Source organism: Desulfovulcanus sp., from assembly GCF_982781345.1.
This window is the reverse complement of record NZ_CEYAEZ010000017.1, coordinates 1-25384: the sequence shown is the minus strand read 5'-3', so window position 1 is coordinate 25384 and position 25384 is coordinate 1. Positions and strand designations below refer to the sequence as shown.

Below are 25384 nucleotides of genomic sequence, written 5' to 3'. Positions count from 1 at the left end.
TCTATTCTCCCTTGGTCTTTTCGTTTTCCAGGTAGTTATCACCCTGTCTGCGCACCCATTCCCTTTTGCTCATGTAATAAACCTGGGGTTCGGTGCCCAGCCTTTCTAATAGTCTAAACGCGTACCTGCTTTTTGCCAGTTTAGCTACTTTGTGTTCAGGGTTATTCAAATCACCAAAGACAATGGCTCCGGTGGGACAAACTTCAACACAGGCAGGGATATAATCTTCTTCTTCCAGATGCATTGGATCACGGCCTTCCATACGTGCCTTCTCTTTGGCTGCTGCAAAACGATGGTGACAGAAAGTACATTTTTCTACTACACCGCGGGGCCTAACCGAAGTAGAAATATTTAAGGTCTTGTCCATACCTTCAGGCCAAACCGGGTCAAACCAGTTGAAATAGCGGGCGTGGTACGGGCAGGCAGCCATACAGTACCGGCAACCAATACAACGAGGATAAATCTGGCTGACAATACCGCCTTCTTCATCTTTTGTGGTCGCCACTACAGGACAAACAGTTGAACATGAAGGTTTGCCACATTGCATACATGGCCGTGGGAGATAAGCAATATCATGTTCAGGAAAGTCTTTGCCATTGGAAAGCTCATATACGAGCATCCATGTCAAGGTGCGCAATTTATTAGATCCTTCAGTTACGGGGGCAATGTTGTTTTCTGCCTGGCAAGCAACCATACAGGCTCCGCAGCCTGTGCATTTGTCCAGATCAACAACCATTCCCCACTTAACTTTAAACTCTTTAACTTGCATGGGTTACCTCTTTTAAATCTTTATCTTGAATTTAGGCTTTAACAACTTTTACCTGGGAATTATTCCACACATAAAGACCAGTGGTTTTCTCCTGAGTCACGGTGAGCACGTTAAAAACATTATCACCCTTGCCTTTACTAAAGTCATCCCAGGCAGTGTGGCCAAAACCTAAAGGTGCAGCAACAACATCATTCATTACTGTTTCAGTGATGTTGACCAAGGCCTTGCACTGACCTGCAGCCGAAACCAGTTTGACTTTCTTATCTTGTTTAAGCCCAAGCTTTTTGGCTGTGGCCTTGTTCAGGTGCACATAAAAATCTCTTCCCTTGAGTTCGTTTTCTCGGATTGTAACCACTCCAAATGGAGGGGTGGCCAGTTTAGTATTACCAATATAAGGCTTGGCCTGAGGAGCAAGATAGATCGGATATTCGGTAGAAGCCATTTTCAGACCGCCTGACAGAGTCTGAGTTGGTAAGGACAGAGTAGATTGAAAAACCTTTTTGTCCCCTACATATGCCTGACCGCCTTGCAATTCTTCCCAATCTGCGCCCAGCTTTCCAGCTTTGGCATTTAACACATCCTCAAAAGAAGAAATACCCAAGTCAACTCCCAGTGCTTCGGCCAGTTCCAGAATAAAATCCGGAGTCGGTTTGGCATCAAAGACAGGCTTAATCACGGGAGTACTTACACTGTAAGTAACTGCACCTGCACCAAAGGGAGTGTATGCGTCATCAAGTCTTTCCAGGAAGTGCGGAGTGGGTAAAATCAGATCCGCTTTGGCTGCGGTTTCGTCGAGGAAAGTGCTGAAGCTTACTTTAAATGGAATCTTATCTAAGACCGAAGCTACCTGAGAGGCTTGTGGCAAGGCATACAGTGGATTCGCCTCATAGATAAACAGGACATCGGGCCGTTTAGCACCTTTTTGCACATCACTAATAAAATTGATCAGGCTATTTTGTCTAAGTTGATTCAAGTCAGGTGCTTTATCCACGGCCTGAACACTAGGCAGAGCCACCAGACCTCCAGGCTGATTCAAACGGCCCAGAAGTAGATTCAGGAAAATGCCTGCTACCGTATCCAGGCTACCGCTTCCCTGTCCAAAGTCGGAACCGGAAACAATGACCGGCCTCCTGGCGGCTATAAGTTCGGCAGCTACTTTCTTGATATCATTTGCAGGAACACCGGTTAAAGCTTGAACTTTAGACGGTGTATAATTGGTCAGAATATACTCTTTAAAGTCGGCAAAACCTTTGGCGGAACATGTTTTCCCTGCTTTCAGAATATAATAAGCCAGACCTAAGGCAAATACACTCTCTTTACCGGGTAGAACTGGAACCCATTTATCAGCAACAGAAGCTGATCCCGTTTGTACCGGACCTACGTAAATATATTGACCTTTTTTCTGGCCAAAGGCCTTTTGGTTTCTGACCACTGTGCCCCAACTGGATAAGAGGTCTGCCCCCAGCATAAGAACGTAGTCGGAATTCTCCAGGTCAAAGCCAACCTGACCCTGACCACCCATCATTTTATTCCAGGTGGTGGCATAGGCAGTCGCATCACTCGGCATAAAATAGTAGTCAGAACTGCCCAGAGCAGCTAAAAATGCTGCCAAGACTTCATTGGCTGTGCCGTTCTCATCACCGCTAATAAGTGCTACGTTGCCACTGCCTTTCTGGGTGGACAGTTTTTCTGCCAAAATTTTCTTGGCCTCATCCCAGGAAATGGACTCAAACTTGCCTCCATTATTTTTCAATGGCCCTTTCACTCTGGCAGGGCTATATAAAAGTTGAACAGCAGCGGCCCCTAATGGACAAATTCCGCCCTGACTCAAAGGATGACTGAAGTTTCCTTCGGCAGTAACTGGCCTCTTGCCTACGGTATTGATATCCAATCCACAACCTGCAGGACACAGCTTACAGGTTGTAGGAGTAACCCCCTTGGCCCCATATTTTAACTTAGGGATCCACGGCCAGTTCTGGCTCCAAATGGATACATCATCGAGCAACTTCCAGGGCACAGGGGTAAAAAGCGTACCGGCTGCGCCGCCAACTAAAAATGTGATGAATCCTCTGCGATCAAGTCCCATATTTCTACCCCTCTTTATTTATGACAAATATAACAGGCATTACTGGCGCCATTTTGGGCATGGCATCTCTCACATTGCCACATTTTCATTGTATGCTTACTGTATCCGCTCAGTTTGTTTTCATAAAATACAGGCGGTGTATCAGTGTTAGCCACATCCAGGTGACATTCGGTACAATCAAAATCCTGGTGAGCAATATGGGAGAAGTAAACATTGTCTGGCTGTTTCTGATAAACCAGCCAAGGTACTTCCTTTTCTTCGTTGACATACTCTTCCACAAATTTTGCCTCATCAGGATCTTCACCCATCACTTCCATGTGACACTCAGCACACTGTTCAGTCGTAGGCAGACCGGCGTACGAGCCATCTTCCCTGTAAGAATGACATTGCTCGCAGTCCATGGCCTGGTCCTCCACATGAACCTTGTGACTGAACCGGATGGGCTGAGCCTTTTCACTATACAGCACCTTGGGGAATCCCCACCAACCGAGGACGAGCGCACCCACAAAACCGACAATAAAGGTTACAAAAGGGAGCACTGCGCAACTCTTTGTTTTTGCCACTTTTTTTCCCTCCATACCACATTCCTCATTGAAATTTGAAAATTGCACACCAATACCCCAGGCTAAATCCCCGCCACACTATGCAAGGTAGCACTTGAGTGTCAAGAGTTTAGGAAAAAATTCACGAAGTATTTATACAAAAACTTAATGTTTAAAATTCAAGGTTCAAAGCAAAGAGCGCAAAAGGATAAGCTCATGTCAAACTACACAACTTTTTATCCATATTAAGCGCCTCATTGTTACCACCCACCTTTAGCCTTTTGCCCTTGCCCTGTGTCTCCCATAAACATCCTCAAAGCGAACAATATCATCTTCTTCCAGATAAGGTCCGCTCTGTATTTCAATAATTTCTACGGGTACTTTTCCCGGATTGGCCAACCTATGCCTGGTTGCTTTGGGAATATCCACAGATTGGTTTTCACAAAGTAAAATCTCTTTGTCCCCGACAACTACTTCTGCTGTACCTTTAATAACTACCCAGTGTTCACTCCTGTGGTAATGCATTTGCAGACTGAGTTTAGCTCCCGGCTTAACTACGATACGCTTAATCTTATAGAATTTACCCTCCTCCAGTACCGTATAACTGCCCCAGGGTCTGTTCACAGTCACATGGGCCTCGACCAGTTGGCTCTCCTGCTCCTTCAGGATAGAAACAACATTTTTTACTTTTTGCACCTCTTGTTTGGGACACACCAGAGTGGCATCCCTGGTCTGGACAACAATCATATCTTTGAGACCTATGGCAGCAAGCTTGCCACCGGTGGAAAACAAAAGACTATCTTTGCACTCCAGAGGCAGGACATCGCCATTTATGACACAACCGTTCTCGTCCTTCTCCCCCAGTCTGTACAGGGCCTCCCAGTTACCCAGATCGTCCCAACCAAAATCAGCCGGCACAACCGCAGCATTTTCCACCTTTTCCATTATGCCATAGTCTATCGAGATATCGGGGATCCTGCCGTATCCCTGTTCCAATGGTTTATCTTTTCTGTTTTTCCACCACTTAAACAGCTCGGGTTGCAGAGTCTCGACAGCCTGAATAAAATTTTGCCCTGGAAACATGAACATGCCACTGTTCCAATAATATGTACCCTGCTTCAAATACTCTTTGGCGGTTGGCAAATCTGGCTTTTCTACAAAGGCCTTGACTTTAAATGCACCCTCTTTGATTTCTTCTCCTACGGCAATATAACCATAGCCTGTTTCAGGCTTGTAGGGTTTAATGCCAAAAGTCACAAACCAGCCATCTTGGGCAAGACTTGCAGCCATATGCATATCTTCTGTCCAGGCCTTTTCATCCTGAATCTGATGGTCTGAAGGAAAGACACCTATAATTGGCTCTTTTTCCTGGTCAATAATCTTATCCAGACCAAGTAAAATGGCTGGCAGGGTATTTCTGCCTACTGGCTCACTTAAAACCTGAGCATCCAGGTCCGGGCTTAACTCTTTAAGTTGACTTCTGACCTCAAATACATGTTCCTCATTGGTGACTACAAAAATCTTTTCCGGTGGAAGTAACTTTAAAATCCTGGATATGGTCTGCTGCAACAGGGATAAATTCCCATTTATAGACAAAAGCTGTTTAGGCAACAGTGTCCGGGACAGAGGCCAGAGCCTGGTTCCCGACCCCCCTGCCAGGACAATAGCAAATACATTTTCCATTATTTAACTCCCGTGAAATCAGTATATTATTTTTACATTCAACACATTCAAAAACTCATCTTTGCCTATTCACTTTTTTATATTTCAACCTTCATAAACAAACGGATTTTCAAATTCCCGAAAAAGGGGGAGGTGTTTGTCCCTTTCCGAAAGAATAGGGCTATCTGTCGGCCAGGTGATATTCAGATCAGGATCTGCATAGTATATACCGCGGTCATGCTCAGGGGCATATGGTGCATCAACCTTGTACTGAAATTCTGTATTTTCCTCCAATGTCATATACCCATGAGCAAATCCTTTGGGGATCAATAATTGTTTGAAATTTCGAGCCGAAAGTTCTATCTTGAACCACCTGGCATAGGTGGGTGAGCCTTGACGCAAGTCCACGACCACATCTAGTACGGCTCCTCTGGTTACCCTGACCAATTTGGTTTGGGCAAAAGGAGGAATCTGAAAATGGAGTCCGCGTAAGACCCCTTTGGCTCTTGAAAGGGCATGATTGTCCTGGATAAAATTGTAATTGAGCCCCTGTTGTTCAAAGGCGGCCTGGCTAAAGGACTCCATAAAATACCCACGATGATCCTCAAACACCCGGGGTTCAATAATAAATAAACCTGGAAACTCAGTAGAGATAAATCGCATTCTTTTCCCCTTTATTATTAGGCCGAGATTAGTAACTTAATTTCAGCCAGGAAACAAGAAAAAAGTGGAAAACCCAGTGCAAAACAGTGAACAAAAAACAGTTAAGCAAACAACTTTGCTCTTCCCTTAATGACCTAAAAAAGCAAAATCTGCTGCGGTCCATTCCTGATATAGAGCATGGCGCGGACCTATATCTTGATTTTAAGGGGAAAATGTTACTCAACCTGGCCTCTAATAATTACCTGGGCCTGAGTCAGACAGAAGTATTAAAGAAAGCAGCGTGCGAGGCCATCAAACGCTGGGGTACTTCTGCGGCGGCTTCACGTCTGGTCACTGGAAATTTTTCCCTGTACTGCGAACTGGAAGATGCTGTTGCCAGGTTTAAAACACAGGAAAAAGCCCTGGTCATAGGCTCCGGGTACATGGCTAATTTGTGCCTTGTAACCAGCTTGGCTCAAAGAAAAACTATTATCTTTTCAGACCGCTTAAATCACGCCAGCATTATTGATGGAATTATTCTTTCCCGAGCCAAACATATCCGGTACCGACACAATGATATCGAACACCTACATTATTTGTTAAAAAAACACGCTTCATGTGCACAAAAAATTTTAATTACGGATACTGTCTTCAGTATGGACGGAGACCTGGCCAGGCTGGAAGAGATTGTAACTCTTTGCAAAAAATTTAATGTCCTCGTCGTGGTTGACGAAGCACACGCCACTGGAGTGTTTGGCAAGGGACGGGGACTAGCCCATGCCTTGGGTCTGGAAAAGGAAATAGAGATACACATGGGCACATTCAGTAAGGCCCTGGGCTCGTATGGAGCTTATCTGGCTGGCGCAAAAGACTCCATAGAGTGGATAACGACCACGGGCCGGCCCTTTATTTATTCAACAGCCTTGCCCCCAGGTGTCATCGGGGCCAACCTTGCAGCCATAGACTTGGTCAGTCAAAACCCGGAGCAGGGTCAGAAACTACTGGATATGAGCGAGTATTTGCGTGCTGAACTTCATCGGCTGGGTTTTGATCTGGGCGACTCCGGGTCCCAGATTATCCCTGTTATCCTGGGTGATATCGAGACAACACTTAAGGCGAAAGAATTTTTATTAACGAAAGGCCTTTATATAGCTGCCATTCGTCCACCCACTGTGCCACAAAATACCGCCCGGCTGCGACTATCTCTGCGCGCTGATCTAAAAAAAGAACACTTGCAGCAAATTGTGCGGGCCTTTGAGGAGCTAAAAAAACAGTTATGAACTTTGGGAGATTCTTCACCCTTACGCTCCGTCCAGAATGACGACGTAAGCAGCACGTCATTCTGAGTCCCGCCAAAAGCGGGGCGAAGAATCTCCATATTCAAAACTCAGAACTCAAAAATGAACTCATCAACAGACTCAATTTTTATCTCAGGCTGGGCTGGGTATCCGTTTCTTTATCCCCGCTTCAGCCAAAACACCCGGTTTTTGCTGCCCTTTGTCCAGGACAGTCCGGGAAAAATACTAAATCAGGTCCGGGATTTTAAAGGCTCAACCATTATTGCCTGGTCCACTGGCGCACATATTTTACTGTCCCAGCTCAGTGAGATTAAAGATAAAAACGTATTCCTGCTGGCCCCATTTTTAGACTTTACTTCTTTTACTCCCGGATGGATTTTAGACAGGATGATCCAGGGTATAAAAGAAGACGTGCACAAGGTGGTGAGCAAATTCTGGAGAAAATGTGGCATTAAAGTACAATATATGGCGCCCGAAGAGGATAGGCCAGGGCTGATAGATGGACTAAATTTTCTGGCTTGTTCGAAAATTAAACTTGAAATCTCAGACTTGAAATCTAAAATCTTCATTATCCATGGCCAGGAGGATAAAATTGTTCCTTTAAGTGCATCTGAACAACTAAACTCTCTTCTACCGGAAGCAGAACTTATTGTTATCCCGACCGGGCATTATATTCCTGAAGAAACAATAAAGCAGCTTGTTTATGCAAAAACAGATACAAAAATATTTTGATCAGGCAAAAGACACTTACAAACAAGAGGCCCGTATACAGAAAATAGTGGCCAAAGAGTGTCTTGAATTGCTTAACAGGAACGACTTCGAACGGATCCTGGAGATCGGTGCTGGCGGGGGCCTTTTAACAGAGGCGGCCAAAAGCAGGCTAAAAAGTAAGCATTACGTAGCAGTTGACCTTTCCCTGGCCATGCTAAAAACCATTCAGGAAAGAGACGTCGTCCGAATCCAGGCAGATGGAGAAAGGCTACCGTTTAAGCCCGGATCATTCGACCTCCTTTTGAGTTCATCCACCATGCAATGGTACCAAAAAGGCGTACAAAGTATCGCTGAAAATCTTACGTACTTAAAAAAAAACGGCCAATTTGCCCTGGCCTTTTTTGTTCGGGGAACATTCAAGGAACTCGCCTATGCCAGTGAAGTTACCGGGTTTGGCTCGGTTTATCCCCTTGCCCGGGCCAAAACATATATAGATTTTTTTTCTCGCCTGAACATTAATTTTGACACCTCTAAAAAGACCTACACCCTTTACTACCCATCGGTCAGGGAGTTTTTGCAAAGCCATAAAAAGACCGGGGCCAGATACACCCGGCAAAAAAAGGCTTTAAGCAAAAAAAGGTACCTGGATTTTTGTAAAATCTATACGCGGACTTTTGGAGAGGAAGGCAAAATCCCTGTAACCTATGTGGTTTTGTATTTATGGGGAGGGGTCTAACTACTAAGCCAGGAGTAACCTTTTCAACTCCTGCATCCTCTTAATTGGATTAAACACCTGGATATTATGTATTTGAAACTGCTCTTCCCCATTATATAAGACAACCCCATATTCCAGACAGTCAGACGTTATGGACTGAAACCTTTTTATCCCTTTTAAAAAATCCCGGGAAAAGGTGGCGGCAGACTTTATTTCTACAGGCAGCAATCTGCTATGAACACGGATAAGGAGGTCAACCTCATTGCCTTTAGAGTCTCTAAAAAAATAAACATCCGGTCGCGTGCCCTGATTGTAAAAAAATTTCAACACTTCAAGGATAATCAAATTTTCATAAAGACCGCCTCGCAAAGGATCTCTGGCAGCCTGCTCAGCCGTGCGAATGCCCAATAAAAATGCCGCCAGTCCTGTATCCATAAAATATATTTTGGAAGACTTAATGACTCTTTTGCGAATGTTGGCAAAATAAGGTGCTAATTCAAAGACAATAAAAGATGCCTTTAGTACACTGATCCAGTTTTTGATTACGGTAGAGGAAACGCCAACATCGTTGGCCAATGAGCTATAGTTCATTACCTGACCTATTCGCCCGGCCAACAAAACCAGAAATTGCTGAAACCTTGAAAGGTCTTTGATGTTAATCAATGCCCGCACATCACGCTCAACATAGGTCTGAACATATCCATTAAAAAATCGCTCCGGGTTAAGATTCTTGACCATAAGCCTGGGATAACAGCCTTTCACCAGCCAATCAAAAACATCCGGACCAGGATGAACCTGTTCAATCTCTTCTAAAGCCAGGGGCAATAAGTGAAGAATCGCTGTCCTGCCCGCCAGAGACTGACTTATTTTACTCTGCAAATCAGGCTGGTGACTGCCGGTCAAAATAAACATGCCTGGCTCATTAACATTATCAACAATACCCTGAATATAAGATAGTAGGATCGGCACACGCTGGATTTCATCCAGAATCGCACCCTGCTCCAGACGAGACAAAAAGGCGCGCGGGTCCATTTCCGCTGCCAACCTGATTTCCGGATCTTCCAGAGAAAAATACGATTTGTCGGGAAACACAGACCGGACAAGAGTTGTTTTTCCTGACTGCCGTGGCCCCAGGATAGTGACAACAGGATATTCCCTGACGCAATCAAGGAGTTCTTCTGTCAAAAGTCGTTTGATGAACATAAATAAAAGCAATACTTATTCTTGGTGCAAATTTCAAGTGCAACTTAAAATTTGCACCAAAGTTCCTCCGGTGCATCCCTGATATGCGCTACTTCAGAGTCAGTGGCCAAACCCCATTTTGACTACCAGATTAGAAATCCTGGTTTCTTGAAAGCATTTACAACAGCTTGAAAGAAATCAGGATTGAAAAAAAATTATGAAAAATTGTCCACTTAAGTAAAGATTCAGCCACAGACTCTTACGATGCTTGCGAGCGCGGTGAAAAACCAAGGTTTTCTAAAAGCTGAAGATCTTCTTCCAATGTTCTGCCTGTAGTGGTCAGATAGTTCCCGGTCATGATTCCACTTGCTCCTGCAAAAAAGACCAGGGGATGAAGCTCTTTTAGATTCTGCACCCGTCCACCACAAATAATTATTTCCTTGTCCGGCAAAACGTAACGCAGGATACTGATGATCTTTAAACACCTTAACGGGGTGAGATAACTCCTGTTTTCCAGGGGCGTGCCAGGAATCGGGACCAGGAAGTTTACGGGTACTGCATCTACATCAAGACTTTTGAGTGTCTCTGCAAGTTCAACTACCTGGACATCACTTTCTCCAAGGCCAAAAATCCCGCCCGAGCATACTGACAACCCTGCTTCTTTGGCCTGCTTTATAGTCTGAATGCGCTGAGCATACTCGTGGGTAGTACAAATACTCGGGAAAAAACTTTCTGCTGTTTCCAAATTGTGGTGGTACCTGGAAAGTCCTGCCTGTTTAAGCCTTGCCAGGTCATCCTTATGAATAATTCCGAATGAGGCGCAAAGATGGATATTTTTATCTTTTAACTCATTAAATACGTCACAAATACGGTCAATTTCTGTGGCAGATAAACCTTTACCCGAGGTAACAAGAGAGTATCTGTGCACTTCTGTTTCTGCCAAGGATTGACCCAAAGAGATTAATTCCTGGCTGTCTTTTAATGGGTAACTAGGAACATCGGTTTTAAAGTGGGCTGATTGGGCACAAAAATGACAATCTTCAGAACATCGCCCGGACTTGGCATTGCAGATGGTGCACAGATGAATCTCCCGGCCAAAAAAGTGTTCCCGGATAAGGTCTGCCCCGGCCATTAAAGCAGAGACCTGTTCGTCTTTAACCTGGGCAATACTCTCCAACTCCCCGACGGATAAGTCCTGGTGGATGGCTTTCTCTGCCAAATCTAAAAAAAATTTACGCATAGGCTTAGCTGTTTGAACTGGTTAGCTGGTTTACTGGTTGAATGGTTGACTATTCCATTCCACCATTCAAGCTTCAACTATAAACCATCAACTATCCCCTATCAAGCATCAACTATCCGCGACTACGTCTTTGATAATGTTAATATATCGAGACCGACCAGTTAAAGCTCGTTCTCACGAACTACTCTTTATTATATTCTCACACTCCCTTCACTTCTCACCCCTCAAGTCCGCTTTATTCTCCTAAGTACTTCTTATCCTCAACAATCCCTCCTGGGCTGACTTAAAAGGCAATCTTCCTTGACGCTGTCTTCGATTTCAAATAATCAACTGGGTTTTCATAAGCTTAAAAAGTACGTGAGCAAACACCGACCGTTTAACCGTTTAAAAGAAGTTAGGAACATAGGAAGTTAAGAAGTTTGGAGAATACCGAAAGGACCAGTTCATCCTTTCCCACCAATCTTCCCAGCTACCCAACTTCTTAACTTCCCATTTCAGCCACGTACTAGAAAATTAAAGAATAGAGGTAAGTTAAGTTGAACAAGGAGCATTCAAAAGAAGAAAGTCAAATCTTAAAGCACCGCAGGGAAAAGGCCAAATTTCTTCAAGATGCTGGGATCCCTCTTTACCCCAATACCTTCCGTAAAAACACCGATATTGCTGATATTTTAGACAAATATGGGTCATTTACTGTTGAGCAGTTGGAAGAGGTAGGAAACGACTTTTTGGTTGCCGGCAGGATTGTGGCCCTGCGATCTTTTGGCAAGGTAACTTTTTTTCATATCCAGGACCATACGGGCAAAATCCAGGTCTATGCCCAGCGCGATCTTATCGGCCCTGAGAATTATAAAATTTTCAAAAAATACGACATCGGGGACATTGTTGGAGTCAAGGGAGGCCTGTTCCGGACCAAGACCGGGGAGCTAACCATCAAGGCCGAGCACATTGAACTGGTGACCAAATCCATGCGCCCGTTGCCGGAAAAATACCATGGTCTTAAAGACGTTGAGACCAGGTACAGGCAGAGGTATGTGGACCTCATCGTCAATCCCCGGGCCAGAGAAATTTTTATCAAACGGACCCAAATCGTCCGCTTTATCCGCAATTTCCTGGACTCCAAGGGATTCATGGAAGTAGAGACCCCCATGATGCAGCCTATTCCGGGTGGGGCAACTGCCAGGCCTTTTGAAACCCATCACAACGCCCTGGATATGAAGCTTTATTTACGCATTGCCCCGGAACTTTACCTGAAAAGACTTTTAGTGGGTGGTTTTGAGCGAGTTTATGAAATCAACCGCAACTTCCGTAATGAAGGAATCTCCACCCAGCACAATCCAGAGTTCACCATGCTCGAATTCTATATGGCCTATGCTGATTTCCACATGCTCATGGAACTTACTGAAGAACTATTTTCCAAGCTGGCCACGGAAATCTGTGGAAGTCCCAAGATCACCTATCAGGGCCAAACCGTTGACTTGACACCTCCCTGGAATAAACTTTCTTTTTATGAATCCCTGGAAAAGATAGGTGGGCTTAAGCCAGAGGATTATCAGGATTACGACCGGGCCAAGGAATTGGTGCAAAAGCTAGGGGAAAATGCTCAGGTGGGCGAAAAGCTGGGCAAACTCCAGGCCAAACTTTTTGACATCCTGGTTGAACCGAAACTTGTCCAGCCCCATTTTATCTATCACTACCCAACAGATATTTCCCCGTTATCACGAAAAAATGAACAGGATCCAACCATAACTGACAGATTCGAACTATTTATCACCGGTCGGGAAATGGCCAATGCTTTTTCTGAGCTCAACGATCCCTTTGATCAACGGGCCCGTTTTGAAGAACAGGTCAAGGAAAAAGAAGCAGGTGATGACGAAGCTCACCGTATGGACGAAGATTATATCCGGGCCTTGGAGTATGGTATGCCCCCGGCAGGCGGCGAAGGCATTGGTATTGACCGCTTGGTCATGCTCCTTACTGACTCACCATCTATTAGGGAGGTCATTCTTTTCCCTCTACTAAGACCAGAGGTTACATCCGGTTAATGAACTTTGAACTCTTTGTCTCTCTTCGCTACCTTTTGGCCAGGCGCAAGCAAGCCTTTATCTCCATTATCTCCCTTATCTCCATTTTAGGGGTGGCCCTGGGGGTAGCCTCTTTAATTGTGGTTCTGGGAGTAATGAACGGGTTTAGCCAGAACCTGAGGGACAAGATCCTGGGAGTCAATGCCCATGTCATTGTTAGCAGCTTCCAGGGAGGCATCGCGAACTACAATAAGCTCAGCCGGAAGATAAGCTCTCTCTCTGAAGTTAAAGGCATAACACCTTTTATCTATACTGAAGTTATGCTCAGCACCCAGGGAGGGGTAAAAGGAGTGGTTTTGCGCGGCATTGATCCTGATGTAGCGGGGCAAGTGCTCAGTCTGGCCCAAGACATGCGTAAAGGAAAGCTTGAGGACTTGAATAATCAAGGTCCGTTTCCTGGGATAATCATTGGCCATGAACTGGCCAGCCGTCTAGGGCTAGTCATCGGCAGCAAGGTAAACCTCCTTTCACCTACAGGCAAAAAATCAGCCGCAGGCTTTTCCCCAAAAATAGAAATATTCGAAGTTCGGGGCATTTTTAAGACCGGCATGTACGAATACGATTCTTCGCTGGCCTATACCACCATCTCGGCCTGCCAGAAGATGTTAGGTTTTAAAAAAGACCTGGTCACCGGGCTGGAAATCCGCCTCCGGGACGTATACAAGGCAGAAGTCATTGGCCAGAAAATCCAAGAGCTACTCGGAGGTTATCCTTTTTATGTGCGCAATTGGATGGAGATGAACCAGAACCTGTTTTCAGCGCTCAAACTGGAAAAGACAGCCATGGGTGTCATCTTGATTATGATTGTTCTGGTCGGTTCATTTAGCATCATTACCACTCTGGTCATGTTAGTTATGGAAAAGACCAAAGACATTGCCATTATGATGTCCATGGGTGCAACTACAGCGATGATCCGGCGTATTTTTATGTTTCAGGGGCTGATTATCGGCCTTATCGGCACTAGCCTGGGGTATATCCTGGGTTTGTCTATCAGCTTGCTCCTAAAAAAATATCAATTTATCAAGCTGCCGGCAGATGTATATTATTTAGATCACCTGCCTGTTCTTCTGGAATGGCCGGATATGATTGTCATCGGCCTGGTGGCCATGCTTCTTTGTTTTCTGGCCACTATTTATCCTGCCAGACAGGCGGCACGCCTCAAACCATCTGAGGCCTTAAGATATGAGTGATACTTTGTACGCCCTAAAGGGCCTGGGTAAGGAGTATAAAACCCCTTCTGAGCAAGTAACGGTGCTCAAGAAAATTGACCTGGAGATCAGACAAGGAGACAGTGTGGCCATTTTAGGGACCTCCGGCTCTGGCAAAAGTACTTTGCTCCATATCCTGGGCACGCTTGATTCTCCATCCTGGGGGAAAATCACCTTTAGGGGTTATGACCTAACCCAGATTGATGCTAAAACCAAAGCTAATTTACGCAGAAAAGAAATTGGCTTTATTTTTCAGTTTCATCACCTTTTACCCGAATTCAATGCCTTAGAAAATGTAGCCATGCCAGCCATTATTTCAGGGATAAAAATGAACATGGCCAGGGAAATGGCTGCCAAAGCCCTTGAACAGGTAGGTTTAAAACACCGCGTAGACCATAATGTGACAACTTTATCCGGTGGAGAAAGACAACGCGTAGCCATAGCCAGGGCCATCCTGCTTAAACCCCGAGTCCTTCTGGCTGATGAACCAACAGGCAATCTGGATGAAAATACCGGTGAATCCATAAGTCAACTTCTGATTAAATTAAATCAAGAGCTGGGCATGACCCTGGTCGTTGTTACTCATAATAATAGTTTGGCCCAAAAAATGAACCAAAAACTAAAACTTCATCTGGGAGTATTGCATGAGATGTAGGGCACGAACCACAGGACCTGCCTTAGGCAGAAAAAGAGTGAAGTTAATCGGCTGGTTCTTTATACTTTTTCTCTGGCTAACAGCTTCTGCTTTTGCCCAGGACCTAACCAAAATCAGACTTATGGTCCTGCCTTTTGAAATAAATGCAGGCTCTGACCTGGACTATCTGCGTGAAGGACTGCCCAAGCTCCTGATTCAATCTCTTCGCGAACAGGGTTTTATCGTTCAGGATTTTCAAGAGACATTAAAGATAGTTGAAGACCAGCAGGTAGATTATCTGGACTTGGCCACCGTCAAAGACCTGGCCCTGCTGGGGAATGCCCAATATGCTGTTTATGGCAATTTCAACCAGGTTGGGGAAACCATCAGCATTGATGCCCGGCTGGTTGAAGCTTTTGGACTCAAAACCCCCAAGGCCCTTTTTGTGGTCAAAAAAGGGACCATCAATATCTTGCCGGCCATTGAAGAGTTAGCAGCAAAGATAAAATTAGAGCTGCTCAAGAAAGAGCGCATTACTGAAATTGAGGTCAAGGGGACTAAAATCCTGGATAAGGACGTGGTTTTACTTCGCTTAAAAATCCAGAAAGGTGATATCTTTGACCCAAAACAAATCAATACGGAACTAAAGAGACTGTTTGACCTGGGCTACTTTGAGGATGTGCAATTCAAAGTAGATGACCTGCCCGAAGGCAAAAAAATCACCATCATTGTGAAAGAAAAGCCTTTAATCCAGGCTATTAGCGTTATCGGGGCCGATGCCATTGACGAAGATGATATTTTAGAGGTCATGTCCACGAAAACCGGCTCAGTTTTAAACCCCAAGATCCTTGCCGAAGATTTAAACAAAATCCGGGAATTGTATCGTAAAAAAGGATATTACCAGGCCAAAGTAACCTATGAACTGGAACAGACCGACACCAGGCAGGCCCGTTTAAACATAAAAGTCAAGGAAGGGGAAAAATTATATATCAAAAAAATTCGCATTGAAGGGGCCAAACAACTAGACCCGGATGATCTCAAGGATCAATTGGCCCTGGCTGAACGAGGCTTGTTCTCCTGGCTGACGGGTAGCGGAGTGCTAAAAGAGGAACTTTTAGAACGTGATGCGGCCGCCCTGGAGGCTTACTATGGCAATCGCGGCTTTCTTGATGCCCGGGTGGGCCAGCCCGAAATAGAGTTTAAAGATGATGGCATCTACATAACCTTTAAGGTCATAGAGGGTCAGCGCTACAAAGTAGGAAAAGTCGATTTTAAAGGGGATATCCTCGTTAGTGAAGACAGACTAAGGAACATAATCAAACTGGACGACCTGGCCAGGGAGGATGAATATTTTGACCGCTCGGTCATGCGTCACGATTTACAGACCCTGGCAGACTATTATACTGATTTTGGCTATGCCTTTGCTGAAAGTGATGTTAAATTGGACAAAGACAAAAAAAACAATAAGATCAACGTAACTTATATCCTGAACAAAGGGCAAAAAATATTCATCCGCAGGGTAACCATTGAGGGTAACACAAAGACCAGGGACAATGTTATACGGAGAGAAATGCGACTAGCCGACGGAGACCAATTCAGTGGAAGCGCCTTACGACGATCCAATATCCGTCTCAATAAACTGGATTATTTTGAAACCGTAGAAATAGAGACTCTGCCCACGGACAGCCCGGATCAAATGGACTTAAAGGTAAAGGTCAAGGAGAAAGCAACCGGGATGCTCTCGTTGGGGGCCGGATACTCATCTCTGGACAAGTTCTTTGTTTCCGGTCAGGTCCAGGAACGTAATCTTTTTGGCAAAGGGTATGTCTTGGGGCTTAAAGGAACTTTTAGTGGCAGAAAGACAACCTATGATTTCAGCTTCTGGAATCCGCATCTCCATGACTCCAAGCTGGGGATAGGAGGAGACTTATACCTGATAGATGAAGAATTCTTTGATTATGACAAAAAATCAACGGGGGGCAAAATAAAATTCGCCTATCCATTAGGTGAGTACACAAGGCTTTATTGGAACTATCGTCTGGAACAGTACTCCATTACTAATGTCAGTGATAGTGCAGATGAGGACATTAAAGCTTTAAAGGGCGAAAACTGGGCCAGTGCTCTTTATGTAGCAGCCTCCAGGGATACAACCAACAGACGTCTTAATCCATCCAAGGGTAGCATCAACAGCCTGTCCATAGAGTATGCTGGCGGCCTGATCGGTGGAGATGATAACTTTATCAAGTATATCTTTGACAGCAGCGTTTACTATCCACTCTTCAAGGAAACAATATTTCACTGGCATGGTCGTGCCGGCTATGTGATGCCCAGTAGCGACGATGAAATTCCCTCTTTTGAACGTTTTTATATAGGCGGAATTAATAGTGTTCGCGGGTATCCCGGACGAGAAATTGCTCCTAAATACGACAATGGCGACTATAAAGGTGGAAACAAGGTCTTTTTCACCAACTTTGAATACCTTTTCCCATTAAATAAAGAAATAGGCCTTATGGGGCTTGTCTTTTTTGATGCTGGTAATGCCTGGGATGAAACCGAAGGCATTGACCTTGACTTGTACAAGAGTGTCGGTGCAGGTATTCGCTGGTACTCGCCTCTTGGTCCCCTGCGCCTAGAATATGGCTATGGTCTGGATGAACTTGACGGTGAAAAACACAGCAAACTCGAATTTAGTGTTGGTCAGTTCTTTTAGGGAGTGTAAAACGTGAGTTTGGAGTTGATTCAAAACTTTCCTGCTCTCAAAATTTTTTCAAACTTCAAACTCAAACCGAAAGGAGTTTAGCAATGATGAAAAAAATTACCCTGGCTTTAATCTCTATTCTTTGTTTTTCCAGTTTCGCCCTGGCTCAGACAAAATTGGCCATCATTGATATGAAAGAAGTCATTTCCAAATCAGAACCAGGGCAAAAGGCCATGAAAGAACTAAAGAAAAAATTTGACAAAATGAAACAAGGCCTGGACCAAAAGAAACAGGAACTACAAGCTCTGCGTGAAGAGCTCCAAAAGCAAAGTCTGGTTCTCAGCCAGGAAGCAAAACAGGACAAGGAATTGGAGTTCAAGCGCAAAGTCAGAGACTTTCAAGACATGTTTCAAAATTATCGACGCAAAATCCGTATGGAAGAAAAGAAACTGAGCGATCCGATCATTGAACAACTCGTTCAAGTAATCAAAGAGTATGGTAAAAAACATAAATATACAGCCATCTTTGACACCAAATCCAGCGGACTACTCTACGCTGACGATGCCATAGACATTACTAAGGAGATTATTGTTGAACTGAATCGTGCCTGGAGGGCAAAACAAAACTCAAAAACCGGAAAGAAAAAATAATGCTTCTTTCAGAACTAGCACAAAAACTGGGACTTAAACTCGTTGGCAATGACCTGGAAATAACCGGAGTCAACACCTTGGATAAGGCCAGAGAAAACGAAATCTCTTTTTTGGCCAATCCAAAATATATACCATTATTAAAAACAACAAAAGCCGGCGCGGTCATTGTCGATGAAAAGCACGCCAGCAAGCTCAGGCGAGCTTTGATCAGTACCAACCCTTATCTGGACTTTGTGCGCACAGTACAGTTATTTGCAAAGCCTCAAGGCTCATTTACTGGCCAAAGTCCTCTGGCTTTTATCCATGAAGCTGCCGAAGTCCATCCTTCAGCGACCATCTATCCACATGTCTATATCGGACCGGGAGTAAAGATTGGAGAAAACACTCAAATCTTTCCTTCGTGCTATATTGGCGAAGACAGTGTTATTGGCGATAATTGTATTATCTACCCAAATGTAAGCATAATGGCCAGGACCATAATCGGGAACAAGGTCATTATACATGCCGGTGTAGTTATAGGTAGTGATGGCTTTGGCTTTGCCCAAGGCGAGTTGGGCCTGGAAAAATTCCCTCAGGTTGGACAGGTGATCATTGAAGACAATGTTGAAATCGGAGCCAATACAACCATAGATCGAGCGGCCTTGGGTGAAACAAGAATAGGCCAGGGCACAAAAATAGATAACCTGGTGCAGATAGGACACAATGTTAAAATAGGCGAAAATTCTATTCTTGTTGCGCAGGTAGGTATCGCCGGCAGCACAACTTTAGGCAAAAACGTAATTCTGGCCGGACAGGTTGGAGTAGCAGGGCATCTGGAAATAGGCGACAATTGCCGGGTAGCCGCCCAAGCAGGTGTTGGCAAAACCCTGCCACCGAATACGGACGTAGGGGGCAGTCCGGCTATGGAGCACAGCGCTTACTTGCGTAGTTCTGTCCTTATGCCCAAACTACCTGAACTTTTTAAAAAAATTAGACAACTTGAAAAAGAAATTCTGTGCCTAAAAGAAGAAAATAATAAAAAGTGATGTTCATGGAAGTTACGTATCATAAATATAAAGGAGATAAGATATGAAAGGCCCAAGTCACGGTGAAATTGTAACCAAAGATATCCTGAACCTCCTCCCGCATAGATATCCGTTTTTGCTGGTAGACAGGGTACTGGAATTTGAGCCTTTTAAATATTTGAAAGCCATTAAAAGTGTTACCATAAACGAACCTTTCTTTCAGGGTCACTTTCCAGCATTTCCGGTCATGCCTGGTGTTTTGATTTTGGAATCACTGGCCCAGGCCGGTGGAATTTTAGTGGTCAAAAGCATCCCTGAAAAGATGGAGGGCAAAATCTTTTTATTTACAGGCATAGAAAAAGTCCGTTTTCGTCGCTCTGTGTTTCCTGGAGACCAAATGGTTCTGGAAGTAGGTTATGAAAGGCATAAACTAAATCTGTGGAAAATGAATGCCAAGGCTCTGGTCGATGACAAAGTTGTTGCCCAGGGCATTCTGACTGCAGCTATTGCCGACCGGGGGGAACAGTAGTGGCAACCAATATCCATCCTACAGCAATCATACACCCCGGTTGTGAGTTGGGCCAGGATGTCCAGATCGGACCTTACGTTATTATTGAAAACAAAACCATTATAGGCGACCGAACCAGGATCGACGCCTTTGCCCAAGTCAAATCTTATACTCATATGGGCACTGATAACCATATATACTCCTATGCCTGTATAGGAGAGGTCCCCCAGGATTTAAAATTTAAAGGTGAGGAAACCTGGCTTAAAATAGGCAACAACAATAAAATCCGGGAATACAGCACGTTAAACAGAGGGACCGGAGAAGGTGGAGGAGTAACCACAATAGGCTCAAACTGTTTTTTTATGGCCTATACCCATGTGGCTCATGACTGTCACCTTGAGGACGGGGTCATCCTGGCAAATTGTGCAACTTTAGCCGGTCATGTCCATGTAGGACAAAAATCAGTAATCGGTGGTCTCTCAGCCGTGCATCAATTTGTCCATATTGGGGAATATGCATTTATTGGGGGTAAAACAGGAGTTGCCCAGGACGTGCCCCCGTTTATGCTTGTAGCTGGCGAACGGGCCAAGGTTTATGGCCCCAATACAATTGGCCTACGCAGGGCAGGATTTTCCAAAGAGCAAATATCAGCACTAAAAAAAGCCTACCATACCCTCTGGCGCTCTGGTTTAACCCAGGAACAAGCCCTGGAAAAAATCCAGGCAGAGTTTGGCCAGTTGGACGTAATTCAAAAGTTTGTCCAGTTTGTCAAAAACAGCCAGAGAGGCGTGGTCTCTCCCAATCCTTAAAAAATGTCTGAAAACAAAGTCTTAGGCCTAATTGCCGGCGGGGGCCAGTTTCCTTTTCTGGTAGCTGAAAATGCCCAAAAAGAGGGGTTCAGAGTCGTTGCTGTTGGCTTTGTCCATGACACAGACCCGGGCCTGGAAAACAAGGTCAACTCCTTTTTATGGCTGAAGCTTGGTCAGCTAAACAAGCTGATTAATTTTTTTAAAAAAAACAATGTCCAAGAAGTAGCCTTTGCCGGCCCCATCAATAAGCCTCGTGCTCTTGATATCAGGCCAGACCTTAGAGCAGCCAAACTCTTGTTTAAGCTTAAAAGCAAAAACGACGACGCCATTTTAAGGGCAGTGGCAGCTGAACTTGAGCAGGAAGGCTTGGTAGTTGTTGCGGCCAATAACTTTGTTCCCGAGCTCATCTCTCCAAGAGGTCAAATAAGCAAGAGAAAACCAAGTCCTGGAGAAATACAGGATATCATCTTTGCCTGGCCCCTGGTTAAAAAGCTTGGCGAGCTAGATATCGGTCAATGCATAGTTGTGCGGGAACAAATGGTTGTGGCAGTGGAAGGCATAGAGGGAACCAATGCCACTATTTTACGGGCCGGAGAGTTAGCGGGCAAAGGTTGCACGGTGGTCAAGGCATTCAAGCCAGGACAAGACAATCGAATTGACCTTCCTGCACTTGGTCCAAAAACCATTGAGGCCATGGTTAAAGCCCAGGCAACCTGCCTGGCCTATGAAGCAGGCAAAAGCCTTTTTTTTGAGCTGGCTCAAGCTATCTCACTGGCCGACAAGCATAAAATAGCCATTATAGGCGTTGACGAACAGTTATTACAAGGGCTTAAGGACTGATTTTTTTAAAATAGCTCTCTCAAAACTCAAACCCCGAAAATCAACCCTCCTTTTTACTCAACCCCAGTATTTCCACGATTCTATTGCCAGCTTCTAAAGTAAATTCCCTACCTTGTAAGCTCTTCTTTTCTTCTTCGCCAAGGACTTGTCTAGGAGTATTAATAAATTCCTTTTTAGGTTTGATTTCATAGTCAGGAGGAAATGAATCCTCAAAATACATTTGCTGGAAGCCTATAAATTTCAGACTATGCGCCGTTGCATCTAAAATAGCCAGCTCATCCTTATCCAAGAGACCGGCCTCTTTAGCCCTGATAAGTCCAGCCAGGCACTCACCTCCCTGGGTACAAGCAATGTGCCCGTACCTGTTGGCTAAAAGCATACCTTCGATGATCTCCTGCTCTTCAACCTGGACCACGTTAAAGATACCTGGCCCGCCAACCCGCTCATACTCTTCTACCAAAGCCTTTACCCTGGGGAAAGAGACAGGATTGCCAATCATTGCGGCCTGGGCCACACTTGGACTTACTTTAACCGGAGCAAACCGGCGCTTTCCAGGTTCCTGGACATAATATTTAAAAACCGGATCGGCATGACTGGATTGGACACCAATGATCCGGGGCAACTCATCTATAATGTTTAATTTCTTCAATTTTAAAAATCCGCTCATGATAGCGGTTATATTTCCGGCATTGCCAACGGGCACAAAAACAGCCTTGCCCTGCATATCCCAGTCATACCACTGGGCTACTTCATAAGCATAACTTTCCTGACCAAGGATGCGCCAGGCATTTTTAGAATTTAAAAGTGCCACTCGAAAATTATCAGCAAGATATTCCACCACCTTCATACAATCATCGAATACTCCCGGAATCTCCAGCACAACAGCGCCACTACCAAGAGGCTGAGCTAACTGCTGGATAGTAACCTTGCCCTGGGGTAAAAGAACCACGGATTTAATCGGATCCCCGACATAGGCAGCATAAAGGGCTGCTGATGCTGATGTATCACCAGTGGAAGCACAAATAGTCAGTACCTGGTCCCAATTTCTCTTGCGCACCAAAAATTTTAAATAACTAAAAGCACAAGCCATGCCTCTATCTTTAAACGATGCACTAGGATTTTGACCATCGTTTTTATAAGCTAATGGCTGGCCAATTTCCTTTGTTAGAGTCGGGCTTGAGGTAATAATTGGTGTGTTGCCCTCTCCCAGGTAAACAATATCTTCTTCTTCCACTACCGGGGCTATAAGCTCATAAAAACGAAAAATGCCTCTTAAGGCGTTCTTTTTTGTTCCGGTTCGCTGATCAAAAATTTCCTGCCACTTCTTTCCTGATATTTCTTTTAAGTTTTCAAATTTTTTATCGTTTAATAAAAAAACTCCCTTACAGTTCGGACAGGTGTAATACAGTTCGTCTGCCGGGAACTTTTTCCCACATCCCAGACAAGAGTATTCCAATTCACCCCGATATTCTGGAAATTCATTATGCATTATAAACTCCCTTTGATTTAAAGGAAGATTAGAAGTCAGGAAGTTAAGTTGTCTGGAGAATGAGGATGAACTTATCTACTCGCTCTCTTCCAAACCTCCTGTCTTCTTATCTTCCCAACTTCTTCTTCCTTCTTCTTCCAGACGAATTCATGTTTTAAAAAATAAATCTCCTAATACTCCTGCAAATAAAACCATGGACACAAGTCCATTTAAAGTAAAAAAAGATATGTTAATCCGACTAAGGTCATCCGGAGAAATTATAAAATGCTCCACAACTAAAATCAGGGATACAAAACCCCAGGCAACAAAATAAATCCACTGGGCACCGTAGGCGAGACCTGCCAAAGCAAAAAAAATTACAGTGTTTACATGACTGAAAGCAGAATATCCAAAAGCAGCCTCTAGGCCAAATCTGGCCGGTATTGATTTCAGGTTCCGGCTCTTGTCAAAGTCCACATCCTGGGTTGCATAGAGGATATCAAATCCCGCCACCCAAAAAAGAACACCAAGGGCAACCAGCAGAGGGGCCATATTAAATTCCGGCCTGTAGGCAATCCATCCTGCAATGGGAGCAAGGCCCAGTACAGAGCCCAGAATATAATGGCATAACCAAGTAAATCTCTTGCTATAGCTATAAAATGCCGACCATGCCAGGGCTATCGGAGATAAATACAAGCAAAGTCTGTTCAACAATGCACATGACCCAACAAAGATTAAGGTACAAAAGAGAATAAAGACAAGGGTTGCCTTTATACTGATTTCCCCGGTGACAAGAGGTCTTGTCTTGGTCCGTTCATTTTGGGCATCAAATTTAAGATCTGCCAAACGATTAAAGGCCATGGCAAAAGATCGCACAGCGACCATGGCCAGGGTGAGGGCCAAAAACTTCGCAAGACCAGGCCATCCGCCAGCTGCCCAAAAGAGCCCAATATAGGCAAAAGGTAGTGCAAATACAGAATGCTCGATTTTGACCATCCTGGCCAGGATGACTGTCTTCTTGAATATATCTTTGAACATTTTTAACTTTCCCTCACCCGTCCGCTTCGACTTGCTAGTGACACAAGAAACTTTCCCCCGCCCAGAGTTCCTGACAAGGAACACCTACAGCCTTAACCGGCCATTTCAACAAATACCCTCACAGCTTATAGAGCCTGTGGCCAGACACTATCCTAACCTCTGATTAAAAGTCTTGGTTTCTTTCATGCTGGTACCAAGACAGAAATAACACCATGGCATTTAAGTTGATAAAAAGGTTTGAGCACAGGCTCTATAGCATTTAAGCAACTTTGCTACTTAAGCAACCACCACTTTCAAGAACCTCTTCTTGCCCACTTTAAGCACATGTTCACCAGGGGCAAAGACATGTTCCGGGTCCTTTATTTTTTCTCCGCCGAAAATGGAAATAGCATTTTGTTTACAAAGTCTTTTGGCCTCACTCTTGGAGGCACAAAGTTTACTCTCAAACAAAATTTCCACCAACTTCTTCTTATCCTTCCCGCTAACATTAAAAACAGGCATGTCCTCGGGCAGACCACCCTTGGCAAAAACCTTGTTAAATGCCTCAAGCTCTTTTAATGCCGTCTCCCGGCCATGAAATCTGGCCGTTATTTCCAGGGCAAGTTCCTCTTTGCATTTTTTTGGATGAATCTTCCCTTCTTGAACACCTTTTTTCAACCTCTCTATCTCAGACATGGGCTTGTCAGACAAAAGTTCATAATACCGCCACATGAGATCATCTGAGATGGACATAAGCTTGCCAAACATATCCTTGGCAGGTTCTTCAATGCCAATATAATTGCCCAAGGATTTACTCATCTTCTGGACCCCATCCAGACCCTCTAAAATGGGCATGGTCATAATGACCTGAGGTTCCTGTCCATATTCTCTCTGTAGGGTCCTACCCATAAGCAAATTAAATTTTTGGTCCGTGCCGCCAAGCTCTACATCTGCTTTCAAGGCCACTGAGTCATAACCTTGAACCAGAGGATAGAGAAATTCATGGATGGATATGGGTCTATTTTCTTTAAACCGCTTTTCAAAATCGTCTCTCTCCATCATTCTGGCTACAGTGTATTTTGAGCATAATTCTACAAAGTCTGCAGCAGTAAACTTATCCATCCATGTTGAATTAAAAACAATTTCTGTCTTATCAGGATCTAAAATTTTGAAAATCTGGCGTTTGTAAGTCTCAGCATTGGCCAGAACTTCCTCACGGCTCAACTTTTTCCTGGTTTCGGATTTTCCTGTTGGGTCGCCTATCATTCCAGTAAAATCGCCAATTAAAAAGATAACCTGATGCCCCAGGTCCTGGAAGTGCTTCAGCTTTTGAATAAGCACTGTATGTCCTAGATGCAAATCAGGAGCAGTGGGGTCAAAACCGGCCTTGACCCTTAGGACTTTCTTTTTTTTCAGCTTTTCCACAAGCTCCTTTTCATCGATTATTTCGACACTTCCACGACGGATAATCTCTAAACTTTTTTCAATATCCACAGACATCTTTAACTAACACCCCTTATAATTTAACTCAACTTTCTGACATGATTAACATCCTCAAATTACTGCACAATTGAAGAGTGCATTTTCTGAAATGCATTACAAACGGGTTGGGTAACACAT

22 protein-coding genes are annotated in these 25384 nt (G+C 44.4%); 12 read left to right on the top strand and 10 right to left on the bottom strand.

All coding sequences use genetic code 11. The features are described from left to right. Window position 1: 1 nt before the first annotated feature. The 5 genes from qrcC to rfbC form a co-directional block, all read right to left on the bottom strand. Window positions 2-769, bottom strand: a complete 768-nt coding sequence (gene qrcC / locus AC3WVG_RS04345) for a menaquinone reductase iron-sulfur cluster-binding subunit QrcC (RefSeq protein WP_488796955.1) — start codon at window positions 767-769, stop codon at window positions 2-4. A gap of 31 nt (window positions 770-800) precedes the next feature. Beyond that, window positions 801-2855, bottom strand: a complete 2055-nt coding sequence (qrcB, locus tag AC3WVG_RS04340; protein ID WP_488796954.1) for a menaquinone reductase molybdopterin-binding-like subunit QrcB — start codon at window positions 2853-2855, stop codon at window positions 801-803. A gap of 14 nt (window positions 2856-2869) precedes the next feature. Further along, a complete protein-coding gene (qrcA, locus tag AC3WVG_RS04335) occupies window positions 2870-3433 on the bottom strand; it encodes a menaquinone reductase multiheme cytochrome c subunit QrcA (protein ID WP_252380684.1) in 564 nt (187 codons plus the stop codon). A 237-nt stretch (window positions 3434-3670) separates the two neighbouring features. Beyond that, window positions 3671-5080: a mannose-1-phosphate guanylyltransferase/mannose-6-phosphate isomerase gene (locus AC3WVG_RS04330; protein WP_488796953.1), complete on the bottom strand. Its 1410-nt coding sequence runs from the start codon at window positions 5078-5080 to the stop codon at window positions 3671-3673. 84 nt (window positions 5081-5164) lie between these two features. Then, the gene (rfbC, locus tag AC3WVG_RS04325; protein WP_488796952.1) at window positions 5165-5722 is read right to left on the bottom strand and encodes a dTDP-4-dehydrorhamnose 3,5-epimerase; all 558 of its coding nucleotides are present in this window, start codon (window positions 5720-5722) and stop codon (window positions 5165-5167) included. An 86-nt stretch (window positions 5723-5808) separates the two neighbouring features. Between rfbC and bioF the strand changes: the two genes are divergently transcribed. From bioF to AC3WVG_RS04310, 3 genes are all read left to right on the top strand, one after another. After that, a complete protein-coding gene (bioF, locus tag AC3WVG_RS04320; protein WP_488796951.1) occupies window positions 5809-6981 on the top strand; it encodes an 8-amino-7-oxononanoate synthase in 1173 nt (390 codons plus the stop codon). Window positions 6982-7101: 120 nt separating this feature from the next. Continuing rightward, the gene (locus tag AC3WVG_RS04315) at window positions 7102-7731 is read left to right on the top strand and encodes an alpha/beta fold hydrolase (protein WP_488796950.1); all 630 of its coding nucleotides are present in this window, start codon (window positions 7102-7104) and stop codon (window positions 7729-7731) included. Beyond that, the gene (locus AC3WVG_RS04310; protein WP_488796949.1) at window positions 7703-8446 is read left to right on the top strand and encodes a methyltransferase domain-containing protein; all 744 of its coding nucleotides are present in this window, start codon (window positions 7703-7705) and stop codon (window positions 8444-8446) included. Before AC3WVG_RS04315 ends, AC3WVG_RS04310 begins: the two co-directional genes overlap by 29 nt. A 3-nt stretch (window positions 8447-8449) precedes the next feature. On the opposite strand, the gene AC3WVG_RS04305 is transcribed toward AC3WVG_RS04310, so the two are convergent. Continuing rightward, complete coding sequence (locus AC3WVG_RS04305; protein ID WP_488796948.1) at window positions 8450-9628, bottom strand: ATP-binding protein; 1179 nt, start codon at window positions 9626-9628, stop codon at window positions 8450-8452. Window positions 9629-9866: 238 nt separating this feature from the next. Continuing rightward, a complete protein-coding gene (gene bioB, locus AC3WVG_RS04300; protein ID WP_488796947.1) occupies window positions 9867-10847 on the bottom strand; it encodes a biotin synthase BioB in 981 nt (326 codons plus the stop codon). 536 nt (window positions 10848-11383) lie between these two features. Between bioB and lysS the strand changes: the two genes are divergently transcribed. The 9 genes from lysS (at window position 11384) to AC3WVG_RS04255 (ending at window position 21279) form a co-directional block, all read left to right on the top strand. Beyond that, a complete protein-coding gene (gene lysS, locus AC3WVG_RS04295) occupies window positions 11384-12889 on the top strand; it encodes a lysine--tRNA ligase (RefSeq protein WP_488796946.1) in 1506 nt (501 codons plus the stop codon). Beyond that, window positions 12889-14118, top strand: a complete 1230-nt coding sequence (locus AC3WVG_RS04290; RefSeq protein ID WP_488796945.1) for a lipoprotein-releasing ABC transporter permease subunit — start codon at window positions 12889-12891, stop codon at window positions 14116-14118. Before lysS ends, AC3WVG_RS04290 begins: the two co-directional genes overlap by 1 nt. Next, window positions 14111-14791: an ABC transporter ATP-binding protein gene (locus AC3WVG_RS04285; RefSeq protein ID WP_488796944.1), complete on the top strand. Its 681-nt coding sequence runs from the start codon at window positions 14111-14113 to the stop codon at window positions 14789-14791. The genes AC3WVG_RS04290 and AC3WVG_RS04285 overlap by 8 nt, the downstream gene beginning before the upstream one ends. Beyond that, window positions 14781-17480 carry an outer membrane protein assembly factor BamA gene (bamA, locus tag AC3WVG_RS04280; protein WP_488796943.1) on the top strand — a complete coding sequence of 900 codons (2700 nt, stop codon included), beginning with the start codon at window positions 14781-14783 and terminating at the stop codon, window positions 17478-17480. Before AC3WVG_RS04285 ends, bamA begins: the two co-directional genes overlap by 11 nt. Window positions 17481-17572: 92 nt before the next feature. After that, the gene (locus tag AC3WVG_RS04275; RefSeq protein ID WP_488796942.1) at window positions 17573-18118 is read left to right on the top strand and encodes an OmpH/Skp family outer membrane protein; all 546 of its coding nucleotides are present in this window, start codon (window positions 17573-17575) and stop codon (window positions 18116-18118) included. Continuing rightward, entirely contained in the window at window positions 18118-19143 is a 1026-nt protein-coding gene (gene lpxD / locus AC3WVG_RS04270; protein ID WP_488796941.1) for a UDP-3-O-(3-hydroxymyristoyl)glucosamine N-acyltransferase, read from the top strand. Before AC3WVG_RS04275 ends, lpxD begins: the two co-directional genes overlap by 1 nt. Window positions 19144-19186: 43 nt before the next feature. Then, window positions 19187-19651: a 3-hydroxyacyl-ACP dehydratase FabZ gene (gene fabZ / locus AC3WVG_RS04265; protein ID WP_252380424.1), complete on the top strand. Its 465-nt coding sequence runs from the start codon at window positions 19187-19189 to the stop codon at window positions 19649-19651. Continuing rightward, window positions 19651-20439 carry an acyl-ACP--UDP-N-acetylglucosamine O-acyltransferase gene (lpxA, locus tag AC3WVG_RS04260; protein ID WP_488796940.1) on the top strand — a complete coding sequence of 263 codons (789 nt, stop codon included), beginning with the start codon at window positions 19651-19653 and terminating at the stop codon, window positions 20437-20439. Before fabZ ends, lpxA begins: the two co-directional genes overlap by 1 nt. A gap of 3 nt (window positions 20440-20442) precedes the next feature. Continuing rightward, window positions 20443-21279: an LpxI family protein gene (locus AC3WVG_RS04255; RefSeq protein WP_488796939.1), complete on the top strand. Its 837-nt coding sequence runs from the start codon at window positions 20443-20445 to the stop codon at window positions 21277-21279. Window positions 21280-21319: 40 nt separating this feature from the next. Here the strand turns inward: AC3WVG_RS04255 and thrC are convergent, their stop codons facing one another. The 3 genes from thrC to tyrS form a co-directional block, all read right to left on the bottom strand. Then, window positions 21320-22768 (bottom strand): threonine synthase, encoded by a 1449-nt coding sequence (thrC, locus tag AC3WVG_RS04250; RefSeq protein ID WP_488796938.1) that lies wholly within the window; start codon window positions 22766-22768, stop codon window positions 21320-21322. 147 nt (window positions 22769-22915) lie between these two features. After that, entirely contained in the window at window positions 22916-23785 is an 870-nt protein-coding gene (locus AC3WVG_RS04245) for a 4-hydroxybenzoate octaprenyltransferase (protein WP_488796937.1), read from the bottom strand. A 276-nt stretch (window positions 23786-24061) separates the two neighbouring features. Beyond that, window positions 24062-25264 (bottom strand): tyrosine--tRNA ligase, encoded by a 1203-nt coding sequence (gene tyrS / locus AC3WVG_RS04240; RefSeq protein ID WP_488796936.1) that lies wholly within the window; start codon window positions 25262-25264, stop codon window positions 24062-24064. Window positions 25265-25384 lie beyond the last annotated feature (120 nt).

Excerpts from the sequence above, each read along its gene's own strand:
- bioB (WP_488796947.1), bottom strand. The coding sequence starts at position 10,847 with ATGCGTAAATTTTTTTTAGATTTGGCAGAGAAAGCCATCCACCAGGAC.
- AC3WVG_RS04275 (WP_488796942.1), top strand. The coding sequence starts at position 17,573 with ATGATGAAAAAAATTACCCTGGCTTTAATCTCTATTCTTTGTTTTTCC.
- bamA (WP_488796943.1), top strand. The coding sequence starts at position 14,781 with ATGAGATGTAGGGCACGAACCACAGGACCTGCCTTAGGCAGAAAAAGA.
- AC3WVG_RS04290 (WP_488796945.1), top strand. The coding sequence starts at position 12,889 with ATGAACTTTGAACTCTTTGTCTCTCTTCGCTACCTTTTGGCCAGGCGC.
- AC3WVG_RS04285 (WP_488796944.1), top strand. The coding sequence starts at position 14,111 with ATGAGTGATACTTTGTACGCCCTAAAGGGCCTGGGTAAGGAGTATAAA.
- rfbC (WP_488796952.1), bottom strand. The coding sequence starts at position 5,722 with ATGCGATTTATCTCTACTGAGTTTCCAGGTTTATTTATTATTGAACCC.
- qrcA (WP_252380684.1), bottom strand. The coding sequence starts at position 3,433 with ATGGAGGGAAAAAAAGTGGCAAAAACAAAGAGTTGCGCAGTGCTCCCT.
- AC3WVG_RS04305 (WP_488796948.1), bottom strand. The coding sequence starts at position 9,628 with ATGTTCATCAAACGACTTTTGACAGAAGAACTCCTTGATTGCGTCAGG.
- qrcC (WP_488796955.1), bottom strand. The coding sequence starts at position 769 with ATGCAAGTTAAAGAGTTTAAAGTTAAGTGGGGAATGGTTGTTGATCTG.
- lpxD (WP_488796941.1), top strand. The coding sequence starts at position 18,118 with ATGCTTCTTTCAGAACTAGCACAAAAACTGGGACTTAAACTCGTTGGC.
- AC3WVG_RS04255 (WP_488796939.1), top strand. The coding sequence starts at position 20,443 with ATGTCTGAAAACAAAGTCTTAGGCCTAATTGCCGGCGGGGGCCAGTTT.
- thrC (WP_488796938.1), bottom strand. The coding sequence starts at position 22,768 with ATGCATAATGAATTTCCAGAATATCGGGGTGAATTGGAATACTCTTGT.
- AC3WVG_RS04310 (WP_488796949.1), top strand. The coding sequence starts at position 7,703 with ATGCAAAAACAGATACAAAAATATTTTGATCAGGCAAAAGACACTTAC.
- AC3WVG_RS04330 (WP_488796953.1), bottom strand. The coding sequence starts at position 5,080 with ATGGAAAATGTATTTGCTATTGTCCTGGCAGGGGGGTCGGGAACCAGG.
- qrcB (WP_488796954.1), bottom strand. The coding sequence starts at position 2,855 with ATGGGACTTGATCGCAGAGGATTCATCACATTTTTAGTTGGCGGCGCA.
- AC3WVG_RS04245 (WP_488796937.1), bottom strand. The coding sequence starts at position 23,785 with ATGTTCAAAGATATATTCAAGAAGACAGTCATCCTGGCCAGGATGGTC.
- AC3WVG_RS04315 (WP_488796950.1), top strand. The coding sequence starts at position 7,102 with ATGAACTCATCAACAGACTCAATTTTTATCTCAGGCTGGGCTGGGTAT.
- tyrS (WP_488796936.1), bottom strand. The coding sequence starts at position 25,264 with ATGTCTGTGGATATTGAAAAAAGTTTAGAGATTATCCGTCGTGGAAGT.
- fabZ (WP_252380424.1), top strand. The coding sequence starts at position 19,187 with ATGAAAGGCCCAAGTCACGGTGAAATTGTAACCAAAGATATCCTGAAC.